Source organism: Pseudomonas sp. EL_65y_Pfl2_R96 (assembly GCF_963970905.1).
Taxonomy (GTDB): Bacteria; Pseudomonadota; Gammaproteobacteria; order Pseudomonadales; family Pseudomonadaceae; genus Aquipseudomonas.
On record NZ_CAXAQH010000036.1, the window covers coordinates 35,627 to 49,595 of the forward strand.

The 13,969-nt window shown below is 63.1% G+C and carries 2 protein-coding genes (1 of these 2 only partly in view); both read right to left on the reverse strand.

Features of this window, described 5'->3' with window-relative positions; genetic code table 11:
* The gene (locus AACY49_RS25995; RefSeq protein WP_339527291.1) at positions 1–3,234 is read right to left on the reverse strand and encodes a non-ribosomal peptide synthetase; all 3,234 of its coding nucleotides are present in this window, start codon (positions 3,232–3,234) and stop codon (positions 1–3) included.
* Positions 3,231–13,969: the 3' portion of a non-ribosomal peptide synthase/polyketide synthase gene (locus AACY49_RS26000; protein WP_339527292.1), read on the reverse strand. It continues 2,779 nt past the right edge of the window; 10,739 of the gene's 13,518 nt are visible here — the last part of the coding sequence; its start codon lies beyond the right edge, outside the window; its stop codon occupies positions 3,231–3,233. Before AACY49_RS26000 ends, AACY49_RS25995 begins: the two co-directional genes overlap by 4 nt.

Consider the following 13,969-nt stretch of genomic DNA (forward strand, 5'->3'; position numbering starts at 1 on the left):
TCAACCGTTTTGTGCAGCCTTGGCGTTTTGCAGTTGCCGGGCTTTTTCGGTGAGCAACGCTTTTTCTTCGGGGCTCATGTTGTCCAGACGCAGCCTCGCCTGGGCCATCTTCTCCAACTGACCCGGACTGCTTTCCCGGGAGCGCAACGCCGCCGCCAGACCCGCCACGGTCGGATGGTCAAACACCACGCCCGGCTGGATTTCGCACTGCAACAACTTGCGAATGCCGGCCACCAGTTTGATCACCAGCAAGGAATGCCCCCCGGCGGCGAAAAAGTCCCGGTCGATGCCCAGACGCTCACCCCCCAGCAACTGCGCCATGCGCGTCACCAGCAATTGCTCAAGAGCATCGCGGGGCTGCATGCCTCCATCGTCAGCCGAGGTGGACGCGAGTTGTTGCAAGGCCTTGCGGTCAACCTTGCCGTTGGCCAGTCGCGGGAAGCTGTCGATCAACTGCAAGTGCTGCGGCAGCATCACACTGGGCAGGCGCAACGCCAGTTCGTCGCGAACGGCATCGAGCAAAGTCGCCGAAGGCGCCTGATGCGGCACGATGAAAGCGAGCATCCCGTCTTGCGCGGACGGCCCCGGCAACACCAGTGCTTGCGCGACCTGTGGCAAACGCAGTAACTCGGCTTCGATCTCTGCCAGTTCGATGCGAAAACCCCGCACCTTGATTTGCTGATCGCGCCGACCGTGCAACGCAATCGACAGATCCGGGCGATAACGGGCCAGGTCGCCGGTGCGGTACAGGCGCTCCTGCGGATTGAACGGGCTCTGGATAAACACTTGCGAATCGGCCTCGACATTCACGTAGCCGCGACACAACTGCGCGCCGCCGAGGTACAACTCGCCCAGCAAACCGACCGGCGCCAGTTGCAGGTTATCGTCGAGTACAAACACCTGATTGTTGCCCAACACCCGGGACAGAACGCCGGCGTCAGGCACCGCCGCCTCCAGATCCAGCGGATGAACCAGCACGCCGACGGTGGCCTCGGTCGGGCCGTAGTGATTGAACACCCGGCAATCACTGCGCAAACCGGCGATCCGTTGCACCAATGCCTGGGCAATCGGCTCGCCGCCCAGCACCAGCGTGCGTGGCAGTTGCGCGCGTTCGCTGTCGAGCAGCGCAGCCAGGTGCGACGGAACGATCTTCAGGCAATCGATGGCTTGCCGTTGCAGGAAATCGGCAAACAAATTGCCGTCCTGCATCTGCTCATCGCTGGCCACATGCAGCGAGGCGCCGTTGAACAAGGCGCCGAACAGCGCCGTGTTGCCCAGGTCCGCCGCCACCGTGGAAGTGAAGCCGAACTGCTGGCATTGATCCAGCCCCAGAGCCTGGCTGACGTGAGCGGTGTAATTGAGCAATTGCCGGTGCTCGATGACCACGCCTTTCGGCATACCGGTGGAGCCGGAGGTGAACAGCACGTACGCGGCCTGATCGCCCTGTGTGTCGAGGCTGATGGCCGACGTGCTCGCCGGGGCCGATTGCAGCACCCGGTCCACGGTCGCCAGAGGCAACGGATAATCGTGCCATTGCGCGATGTGCCCGGCGTCGACCAGCAACAACGCAGCGCCGGCCTGTTCCAGCATCAATGCTTGACGGGCTTGCGGCCATTGCGGGTCCAGCGGCAGGTACGCCGCGCCGATGCGCCACGCCGCGAGCATGGCGATCACCAGCTCCGCCGAGCGTGGCAAGGCCAGCGCGACGATAGCTCCCGGCGCCATGCCCTGGGCTTTCAATGCCTGGGCCAACACCTCGACCTTCGCCTGCAACTGCCCGTAACTCAGGCGTCGATCGCCGTCAGTCAGGGCGATGGCTTGCGGCGTGGTCCGGGCCCAGTCGGCAATGCGCTGCGGCAAGAACCGGTTATCGACCAGTGCTCGCGCTGGCGGGTTGATCGACAGCAAGCGCTGTTGTTCGGCGGCTTCCAACACGTTCAGTTGACCGAGTTCGGCTTGAAGATTGGCAACGATGTTTTCGAGCAATACGCGCAACTGCGCCAGCAACCCTTCCATCGCCTGGACCGAGTAGCGGGACGGGTTGTAATGCAGGTGGAACGCGTGGGCGTTGCCCGCCTCGTCCGTTTCCAGTTCAAGCATTAATTCAAACAGTGCTTCGCGCACTGTCGAACGCGGAGTCCATTGCAAATCAGCGGACGTCGCGGCTTGCGTGGCCCGGCAAACAGCAAAACCATACGCCGGGCGAGCCGCCGTCGACGCCAGTTCAGGCGACCAGTATTCCTGCCACGTCCGGTGCTCATCCAGACGCGCCGCCAACTCCGCCACCCAGGTGCTGAACGCAGCATTCGCCGTCAGTGACAGGTTCAGCGGCAGGGTTTTCTCGAACACGCCCACGGCATCGCTGAAGTATTCGTAATCTTCGCGACTGTCATGCCACACACCGACCAGCACCTGTTGATGCCCGCTGAGTCGACCCAGCAACAGCCACCAGGCCGCTTGCAGCACCACACTCGGCGATTGCTCCAGCGACCCGGCCACTTGCTGCAAACCGCTGCGCAGTGCCGGATCGAGCGTGAGCGCCAGCAATTCAGTGGTCGACGACAATCCAGGATTCCCGTTGCGATAGGCCAGCCACGGAGTACTCAAATCGGGATCGGCGCCTTGCAGGTGTTCCTGCCAGTAAGTACGTGCATCGGCCGCGTCTTCGTCGAGCACCACTTCACTGCGCCATTCCAGGTACTGGGTGAATTCACCGGTCTCTTCATCGTCCGCCGCCGACTGTTGCCCATAGGCCCGCACCAATTGCCGATACAGCAACCGCACGCCGCTTTCATCGAGGCTGTACCGGGCCAGGCCCAATACCAATTTCCATTGATCATCGGCCAGGCGATAGAGCACCGCTTGCGCGCCCTCGAACTCACCGACGACAAAAGAACGTTCCGCCCATTCGGTGAGCTGAGCCTGAATACCGGCCGGGGTATCGACCCGCGCCTGCACGCTCAGCGGGAAGTGCTCCGCCCCCCCGATGAACTGCCGGACACCATGGAAACCCGGCGCCTTGCCCAGCCGCGCGACCAGCATTGGCTGTTGCGCCAGCACCCGATCCAGTGCGTTTTGCACCTGCTGCGGATCGAGGGCGCCGCTGATCTCGATCTCCAGGAAATGCAGCGCATCGCCACAGGCCGGGGCCTTGGGCAACTGCTCCAGCAACCGTTGCTGTTCAGGCGTCAAGGCGTAACCCAGGTCCTGCTGGTCCATCGATACCTCGTTCATGCTCCGGTTTCCTCGGTGTTCATTACGCGTTCAAGGGCACTGCGGTCGAACATGTCGCCCATGGCCACGACAATCTTGCGCGGGCCTTCGAACGGATCACGGGCGTGGGCCACCAGCATGTTGTCGAGCAGGATGGCGTCGCCTTTTTGCCAGTTGAAACGCACTGCGCATTCTTCATACAAGTCACCGATGCGTTGCATCACTTCGTCTTCGATCGGCGTGCCGTCGCCGTAGAACACATGGCGCGGCATGCGGTCCAGGCCGAACATCGACAACAGGTCTTCCCGCACGTCCGGCTCCAGCCAATAGATGTGATGCAGTTGCACCTGGTTGAAGAACGATTTGGCGCCGGTCACCGGGTGACGAATGATGGCCGGGCCTGGGGTGCGGGTTTGCAATTCGTTGTTGTCGAGCCAGCGCCATTCGATGCCACCGGCCCGGCAACGGGCCTCGACTTCGGCACGGTCTTGAGTCTTGAAGAAATGCTGCCAGGACACGTCGAGGTTGTCGGTGAATGTGCGCACGTAGAGCAAGCCCTTGTCTTCGAACTTTTCACGCAGGTCCGCCGGCAGTTTTTCGTACATCAACCGGCAATCGACCACCGGAGTCGCACCGCCAATGGGCGCGGCTTGCTCGCAATAGAACATCTGCTTGCGCGGCCAGCGGTCCTGATGGGAGCTCTCGTTGTGGAACAGGATCATCTTGCGTTCCGGGTACGGCGTGGAGCGGTAGGTGTTCTTGCCGCCCTCTTTCTTCGGCAGATCGCCGTAATGGCCGTAAAGCCCTGGCTGGATCGCTTCGGCAAACGCCTCGAAGCCCTGAATGCCATCCAGCTCAAAACCACGGAACAGAATCCCGGCATGCTTGACGAGTTTTTCTTCGATCAGCGGCCGGTTGTTGTTGATCCACTCGATCAAGTCCAAATGCGGCTCGTTCGGTTCCAGCAGCAGCGGGAACGGCTGTGGCGCGGCGATCAGCGATTCGCGTATCGGTGCCGGTCGGGCCTTGGCCGCCGGGGCGGCACCGCGCTTGAGGAACTTGCCGAGTTTGTCGGCCTTGGGTCCGGGGACGGCAGGCTTGGCGGCCACCGCTAAATTGTCGACTGGCATGCTGATAGCTCCCAATAGAATGTCCTGATCAGCGACGATCTGTTCCAACAGGGCTATCCAGGCCTTCACCAGGTGCTGAATGCGCTCGTGTCCGAACAAGGTTGTGGCGAATTGCCAAGTACCCAGCAATTGCCCTGCTTCATCGTCAACGAACAACGCCATGTCGAATTTAGAATGGGTCTCCAGCGCCGGCAGCGATTCCACGCTCAAACCGCCCATGGCCTGGGTGCGGCCCGGCAGGTTGTTCATCACGAACAACACCTGCACCAACGGGTTCATGCCCTTGTGCCGCGGCACGTCCGAGGCGTCGACGATCATGTCGAACGGCAGGTCCTGATGCTCCATGGCACCGAGCAGGGATTCCTGGGTCTGGCCCAGGAATCGGGCGAACGGCGTGGCGGCGTCGAACTGCGAACGCAATGGCAAGACGTTGACGAAGAAGCCGATCAACCGCTCAAGCTCCGGCTGTTCACGCCCGGCCACGTCGGCACCGACCAACACATCCGCAACGCCGCTGACCTGGTGCAACAACACCTGGAACGACGCCAGCAGCGTGCTGTACAGCGTGACGCCCGCGTCCATGGACAACTTGCGCAAGGCCGTGCTGAGTGGCGTGGTGAGCTGGAACTGCACCGCGTCACCCGCATAGGACGGTGTCAAACCACGGGGGTTGTCCGATGGCAACTTCAGTTGCCCGTCATAGCCTGCGAGCCGCGCTTTCCAGTACTCGGCCTGACGCGCCAGCACGCCTTGCTGCTCCAGTGCCTGCTGCCACAGCGCGAAGTCGGAATACTGCACGTCCAGCGCCGGCAACGGGGTCAGGTCACCGGCCTTGATGCGGTGGTAAATCTGCACCAGTTCGTTGACCAGCAAGCCCATCGACCAGCCGTCGGAAATGATGTGGTGCATCGCATAAAGCATCACATGCTCGGTCGGCCCCAGGTGCAGGATCCGTCCACGCAACAGCGGTGCGTGTTCCATATCAATCGGCGTGCGCGCGTTTTCCAGTGCCGCTTGTGCCACCCGCTCTTCCTGGGCACTGCGGGACAGACCGGACAAATCGATCACCGGGAAATCCAGTTCAACCTGCTCGGCGATCACGGCAATCGGGTCACCTTCATCGTCCTGGGTATACGCGGTGCGCAGCACTTCATGGCGGCGCACCACCTCGGCGAAACTGCTGATCAGCCGTTCCACCGACAACTCACCGCGCAAACGCAAGGCCATCGGCATGCCATAGGCCGCGGTGCCGCCGGACAATTGCTCGGCAATCCACAAGCGGCGCTGCACCAGCGACAACGGTGCGCTGTGCCGGGTGCCATGGGCCTTGAGCACCACACCGTGGCCGTTCGGCTCAGCTGTGCCCTGCTGCTGCGCGATCCACGCCGCCAGGTCCTTGAGTCGCGGATGGCTGAACAGGTCACGCAGGCTCAACGTACAGGCCGTGAGTTTGCGCAGGCGCGACACCGCTTGCGTCGCGAGCAGGGAATGCCCGCCCAGTTCGAAAAAGTGATCGTCGCGGCCGACCTGTTCCAGTTCCAGCACGTCCTGCCAGACCGTAGCGATCTGCTGTTCCAATGCACCTTCAGGCGCGACAAAGTCCAACGCCGCCAGACGGGCATCGACGCCCGGCAAGGCCTTGCGATCGATCTTGCCATTCGGGCTCAGGGGCAGGCCTTCGAGGAACAACACATGGGCCGGAACCATGTATTCCGGCAGGCTGGCCTTCAGGCGTGCCTTGATGTCATCGCGCAACGCCGCCAGCGTGGATGAATCGGCACTGACGTGCGCCGGATCGTCGAACACCACGTACGCCACCAATTGCTGACCGATGGCACCCGGTTGCGCCACCACCAGTGCCTGACGCACCGCAGGAACCTTCAGCAGATGGGTTTCAATTTCACCGAGCTCGATGCGCAAACCACGAATCTTCACTTGATGATCGACCCGCCCGACGTACTCCATCACGCCGTCGGCGCGATAACGCGCGAGGTCGCCGGTGCGGTACACGCGGCCACCGCCCAGTGGATCGAACGGGTCGGGAATGAAGCGCTCGGCGGTCAATTCCGGGCGCCGGAAGTAGCCCCGTGCGAGCAGCTCACCGCCAATCACCAGTTCACCGACCACACCCACCGGCGCCGGTTGGCCCTGGGTGTCGAGCACATGAATCCCCCGGCCGCCCAACGCCCGGCCAATCGGCATGGTCACCGGCAACGAGCTGCGGCCGGACACGTAGTCGCTGCAATCGAGCACCGTGGCGCTGACCGTCGCTTCGGTCGGGCCGTAGGTGTTCAGCAGGCGCACATGGCCCAGCCCGGCCTGGCCCCAGGCGGCAACACCTTCCGGCGGCATGGCTTCGCCACCGACGATCACCTGGCGCAACGCGCCATAGTCACGATGACCCGCCGCCGCGAGGTCCTTGGCCAACATATTCCAGTAGGCAGTGGTCAGGTCGCTGATGCTGAACTGCTTGTCGAGCAATTCGCGATACCAGGTCTCGCTGTCCCAGATGTCCGGCCCGCGCAGCACCACCGAGGCACCGCAAATCAGCGCCGGGTAAAGCTGCTCGACAAAGGCATCGAAGTTGAACGTGGCGAATTGCAGCGAGCGGTCCTGCGGCGTGAGGCCGAGGAAATCCAGGGCCACCCGGGCATGACGGGTCAGCGCCGAGTGGGTGATGCCGACCCCTTTCGGGCGCCCGGTGGAGCCCGAGGTGAACATCACATACGCCAGGTTTGGCGGGCCGCTGCGCTCCGGCAGATTGTCGGCCTGGGTCGGGTAATCCAGTTGATCCAGGCTCAGGACGGTCACGTCCGCAGCTTCTGGCAACGCCGCCGCGAGGTGACTTTGGGTCAACAACACACGCAGACCGCTGTCCTCGATCATCGCACCCAGTCGCTCGGCCGGGTATTCCGGGTCCAACGGCACGTAGGCGCCCCCGGCCTTGAGCACCGCCAGCAGGCTGATAATCATCTGCGTCGAACGCTCGACCGCAATGCCCACCAGCACTTCGGGGCCGACGCCATGTTGCAGCAGCACGCGGGCCAATTGGTTGGCCTGGGCATTGAGCTGGGCATAGCTCAGGCGTTGCTCGTCGAAAATCAGCGCCAGCGCTTGCGGTGTGCGCTCGGCTTGCAGTTCAAACAAGCGCTGCACGCACACGTTATCGACCGGCAGCGCCAGCGGCTCGCGCACAGCGGTCGAGACCAGGGCCAGATCGCCCACGGCACTGGCTGCAGGTGCCTCGACCATCTGCAACAGCAGGTGCGCGAGATGCCCGGCCAGTTGTTCAATCGCGGCGTCATCGAACTGCTGACGATCGAAACTCAGTTGAAACGACAACTCGGCGCCGAGGTTGACCGCCAGGGTCAACGGGTAATTGGTTTGCTCGAAGTTACCCACTTCACCGAAGCGCAGATCTCGCGGTGCGCCCTGTTGCAGGGCTTCGGAGATCGGGTAGTTCTCGAACACCAGAATGTTGTCGAACAGGGCTTCGCCGCCCTGCCCGGCCCAACGCTGGATGTCGAACAGCGCGGTGTGTTCTTGCTCACGCAAGGCCAGGTTCTGCGCCTGCACCTGTTGCAGCCACTGCGCCAGCGGCTGTTCGGCCCGTGGGCTGGCGACCACCGGCAAGGTGTTGATGAACAGACCGATCTGCTGTTCGACCCCGGTCAGTTGCGCCGGACGTCCGGACACCGTGGCGCCGAAGCTGACCGTGTCCAGCCCGGTATAGCGTTGCAACAGCAACAGCCAGGCTGCTTGCACCAGGGTGTTGAGGGTGACTTTCTGTTCCCGTGCAAACGTATTGAGCCCGGCGGTCTGCGCCTGGTCCAACGTCAGATAGTGCTCGCCTTGAGCGGTGTTGGCCGCATCGCTGCCGGTCCACACCAGCGCCTTGGCCAACCGGGTCGGCTCATCGAACGCGGCCAACTGGCCCTTCCAGAAACCTTCGGTGACCTGCGCGTCCTGTTGCGTCAGCCATTCGATGTAATCGCGATAACGCCCCGCCGTGTTCGCCGGCACCTGGCCGCTGTAGCGTTGCAGCACTTCCCCTAGCAGCTGCGAATTGCTCCAGCCGTCCATCAAGATGTGATGGCTGGTGTAGATCAGGTGAAAACGCGCGGCGTCGAGACGCACCACCGTCAGGTTCAGCAACGGTGCGGCGGCAAGGTCAAAACCCTGCTGGCGCTGCGCGGCCGCCAGTTCGCTGAGCGCCAGGGCCACATCGCTCCGGGCGCGCCAGTCATGGAAGGTGAACGGCACGGCCAGTTGCTTGTGAATCACCTGCAACGGACGCTTGAACTCACCGTCCCAGACAAAACTGCTGCGCAGCACATCGTGGGCATCCAGCGCCGCTTGCCAGGCCTCGCGGAAACGCTCGACCTGCAACCCCTCAACGTCCACGCACAGCTGATTGATGTAATCGCCGGCCTGCTGCTCGTAGAGGGTGTGGAACAACATGCCTTGCTGCATCGGTGACAACGGGTAAATGTCTTCGACCTGGCGTGGCGCCACGGGCAACCCATCGAGCTGGCGTTGCGTCAACCCGGCCAACGGGAAGTCCGACGGTGTCAGCCCCTGGTGCCGAGCCTCACAGCAGTGCTCGATCAAGCGCCCCAGTTCCCGCGCATAAGCCTGCGCCAATCGGGCGATGGTCGACTGATCGAACATTTGCCCGCTGAATGTCCAGCCGATACTCAACTCGCCGCCGTACACCCGGCCATTGAGGGTCAGCCAGTTGTCCAGAGGCGCCAGCGGACTTTGCTCCGCGCCCGCCGATTCGCTGGCCGGGGTGAACAGTGCGCCGGCCTCGTCGCCGAATCCGGCATCGAACTGGCCCAGGTAGTTGAAGGTAATGCGTGGCACGGGCAAGGCTTGCAGCGCATGCCGGGTACTGTCATTGCCCAGATAGCGCAGCGCGCCAAAGCCCAGGCCTTTATCGGGGATCGCCCGCAGTTGTTCCTTGATCGTTTTGATCGAGTCCTGCGGCGTGCTCGCCGGGGTCAGCCGAACCGGGAACAGACTGGTGAACCAACCCACGCTGCGGCTCAAATCGAGTTCGTCGAACAGCGCTTCGCGACCGTGGCCTTCGAGCTGGATCAGGGTCGAGGCTTCACCCGTCCAGTCCGCAATCACCCGCGCCAGCGCCGTCAGTAACAGATCGTTGACCTGTGTGCGATAGGCCGCCGGTGCCTCCTGCAACAGCTGGCGGGTCTGCTCTTTGTCCAGACGGGTGTGCACATGCAAGGCGTGGCGGTTGTGCAACTCGCCCTGGGGTCGATCGCAGGGCAAGTCATTGCGTGAATCCTGCAATTGCCCTTGCCAGAACGTCAGCTGAGCCTGCATCGCCGGGCTGTCGGCATGTTGTTGCAAGCGTCGCGCCCAGGCCTGGGTGGCGCTGGTCTTGGCCGGCAATGTGAGCGTTTGGTCCGCCTGCAACTGCTCGCAGGCCTGTTGCAGGTCTTCGAGCAGAATGCGCCAGGACACGCCGTCGACCACCAGGTGATGGATCACCAGCAACAGTCGCTGACTGCCATCGGCCATGTTCGCCAGCACCGCGCGCAGCAAATTACCGCTCGCCAGTTCGAGGCTGCGCTGTGCCTGTTCGCCCAATTGTTCGAGTGCCTCGGCATCGGCGACCTCGGCGGTCCACAGCAGCGGCGACTGTTGCCAGAGCGTCTGCTGCTCGGCCAGGGAACGATGCTGCGCGGTCCAGCTGTCGCCCTGACGGGTGAAGGCCAGGCGCAACGCGTCGTGATGGCTGACCAGCGCCTGCAACGCACGCTCCAGGTGTCGGGCGTGCAGCGGTTTGGCGGACTTGAGCAGCACCGACTGGTTCCAGTGGTGCGGCTCGGCCATCTCGCGTTCAAAGAACAACTGCTGGAATGGCAGCAACGGCGTGTCGCCAGTGACCGGGCCCTGGTCGATGCTCAAGCCGCTGTCGCCGACGGTCGCCACCGCCGCGAGGCTTTGTATGTTCTGGTGCAGGAACAGGTCTTTGGGACTGAAATGAATCCCCGCCTGGCGCGCCCGGCTGACCACCTGGATCGAGATGATCGAATCGCCGCCCAGCTCGAAGAAGTTGTCGCTGATCCCCACCTGCGGCCGCCCCAGCACGCTTTGCCAGATCGCCACCAGCGCCTGCTCGGTGGCGCTGATCGGGGCGACGTAAGCCTTGCTGCTGGCCGTGGTGTCAGCCTTGGGCAACGCCTTGCGTTCCAGTTTGCCGTTAGGGCTGACCGGCATTTTTTCCAGCCACAGCCAATGCTGCGGGACCATGTAGTCCGGCAATGTCTGGCTCAGGTGTTCCTTGAGGCTACGCTGCAAAGCACTGCGAACGTCATCGTCGGCGTGCAGCAATGCACCGCGCGCTGGCACCACATACGCCACCAACAGCGTGCCGTCCTGGGCGATCACCACCGTTTCACGGACTTCGTCGTGTTCGGCCAGGCGCGCTTCGATCTCGCCCAACTCAATGCGCAGGCCGCGGATTTTCACCTGATGGTCCATGCGCCCGGCGTATTCGATCACCCCGTCGGCGCGATAACGCGCCAGGTCGCCGGTGCGGTACAGGCGCTGGCCGTCACCGAACGGGCTGGTCGCGAATCGCTCCGCCGTCAGCGAAGGGCGACGGTGATAACCCCGGGCCAGGCCTTCGCCGCCCAAGTACAACTCGCCGATCACACCCACCGGTACCGGCGACAACTCGTGATCGAGAATGTAAGTGCCCAGGTTGGCGATCGGCTGGCCGATTGGCACGCTGTCGCGCCCTTCCTCGATGCACGTCCAGTGCGTGACGTCGATGGCCGCTTCGGTCGGGCCGTAGAGGTTGTACAGCCCGGCGTTGGGCAGCTTGGCAAACACTTGCTGCTGCGCATCCACTTGCAGGGCTTCGCCACTGCACACGATCCGGGTCAGGCTGGTGCACTCGCCCACCGAAGGGTCCTGCAGGAACGCCTGCAACATCGAAGGCACGAAGTGCAGCGTGGTGATGCGTTGCGCGGTGATCAACTCGATCAACTGCGCCGGATCACGATGAATGCCCGGCGCGGCCACTACCAGTGTCGAGCCGGCCAACAGCGGCCAGAAGAACTCCCAGACCGACACGTCGAAACTGAACGGCGTTTTTTGCAGCACGCTGTCCGTGGCGTCGAGCCGATAGGCCTGTTGCATCCAGCACAGGCGATTGACCAGCGCCGAATGACGGTTGCCCGCGCCTTTCGGTTTACCGGTGGAACCCGAGGTGTAGATCACATAGGCAAGGTTTTCGCCGTCGAGGTCAATGCCAGGGTTGGCATCGCTGCGGCCTTCCAGCCAGTCGCCGTCCTGATCCAGCACCAGGCTGCGAATGCCTGTCGGGATCGGCAATTGCTCAAGCAAGTGGCTCTGGGTCAGCAACAGCTGAATGCCACTGTCTTCAAACATGTAGGCCAAACGTTCCTGCGGGTATTGCGGGTCCAGCGGCAAATAAGCACCGCCGGCCTTGAGAATCGCCAGCAAGCCCACGACCATTTCCACCGACCGCTCGACCGCGATGCCCACCAGCACATCCGGGCCGACGCCCTGCTCGATCAGCGCGTGCGCCAATTGGTTGGCTCGAGCATTGAGTTCGGCGTAGCTCAGGCGTTGCTCGGCAAACACCAGCGCACACGCCTGCGGGGTTTTACCGACCTGTTCTTCGATCAGCGCCTGCACGCTGCGATGCAACGGGTAGTCGACAGCGGTGGCGTTCCAGTCGACGACCGTCAGTTGACGCTCCCGGTCATCGAGCAATGGCAATTGCCCCACCGGACGGTGAATGTCCTCGACCAGGCCTTGCAACAGATTCAGCCAGTGCCGGCCCATGCGCTCGATGGTCGATGGCTCGAACAAATCAGTGGCGTAGGTCAGCGACGCGTGCAGGCCTTGCGGGTTATCACTGGTGTCCAGGGTCAGGTCGAACTGCGCGGTGCGGTGTTCCCAACTGAGATTGGCAAGCTCGATGCCCGGCAAGGATTCGGCCAGCGTTGAGGTCGCTTCGCTGCGATGGTTGAACATTGCCTGGAACAGCGGGCTATGGCTCAGGTTGCGTTGCGGTTGCAGCGCATCGACCAGTTGCTCGAACGGCAGGTCCTGATGCATCTGCGCCGCCATGGCGGTCTGCTTCACCTGTTGCAGCAGTTGAGCGCCCGTCAGTTGGCCGTCGAACTCGGTACGCAGCACCTGGGTGTTGACGAAGAAACCGATCAGCCGCTCGGTTTCCAGCCGATTACGGTTGGCAATCGGCACGCCGACGCGGATATCCGCCTGGCCGCTGTAGCGATGCAGCAAGGTCTGGAACGAACCGAGCAACAGCATGAACAGCGTGACGTTTTCGCGCAGGGCCAGCGCCTTCAGGGCATTGCTCAGGGATTCGTCGAGGGTGATCGGCAGACGCGCCCCGCGAAAACTTTGCTGCGCCGGACGCGGATGATCCAGTGGCAGCTCCAGCAGCGGCTGTTCGCTGCCGAGTTTTTCGCGCCAGTAGGCCAATTGCCGGTCCCGCTCGCCGGCGGCCATCCATTGACGCTGCCACACCGCGTAGTCGGTGTACTGCACCGGCAATGGTGGCAGTGCGGCCGGCCGGCCCTGGCTGATCGCCGCATACAGGTCCATCAAATCATCGATCATCACCTGCAACGACCAGGCGTCGGAGACGATGTGGTGCAGGGTCAGAATCAGCACGTGATCCTGCTCGCCCACCTGCAGCAGAACGAAACGCACCAACGAGCCGTCGAGCACATCGAACGGGCGTTGCGTCTCCTGTTCGACGAAGGCCTTGATGCTGGCCTCATCGCTGACGGCCAGCCGTTGCTCGACAAAGCTCACGCGACCTTGCGGGCGGATCACCTGCCAGGTGCGGCCATCTTCCTCGATGAACGCCGTGCGCAGGCTTTCGTGGCGCTCCACCAGTGCCTGGAAGCTCAGTTGCAGTGCGCTTTTGTCCAACTCGCCGCGCATCCGCAGAGCGGTCGGAATGTTGTAGGCGGCGCTGTCGGGGTCCATTTGCCACAGGAACCATTGACGCTCCTGAGCAAAGGACAGCGCCAGCGGTTGGTCACGGTCGACCCGGGTCATCGGCGGTGACTGCTCGCCCGGTTCGGCGCCCAGTGCCTGGACGAAATCCTCCAGGGTGCTGTGCTCGAACAAGCTGCGCAACGGCACCTGGATGTCCAGCACCCGCCGCACCCGTGACACCACTTGGGTCACCAGCAGGGAGTGCCCGCCCAGCTCGAAGAAGTTGTCGGTCAGGCCCACGCGGTCCAGTTTCAGCACGTCCTGCCAGATCGCGGCGACTTGCCGTTGCCGTTCGCTCTGCGGCGCGACATAACGCGTCTGCAACTGGCTGGCGTCCACCGCCGGCAACGCCTTGCGATTGAGCTTGCCATTGGGCGTCAGCGGCAGGCTGGCGAGGAACAGCACATGCGCCGGGACCATGAATTCCGGCAGGCACTCCTTGAGCCGCGCCTTGAGTTCATCGCGCAGACGCAGTTGATCATCGGCGGCATCGAGGTCCAGTTGTGGCGCGACCACATAGGCCACCAGTTGCTGGCTGCCCACGGCTTCCTGCGCCAGCACCGCCACTTCGCGGACCGCTGGCTGCTCCA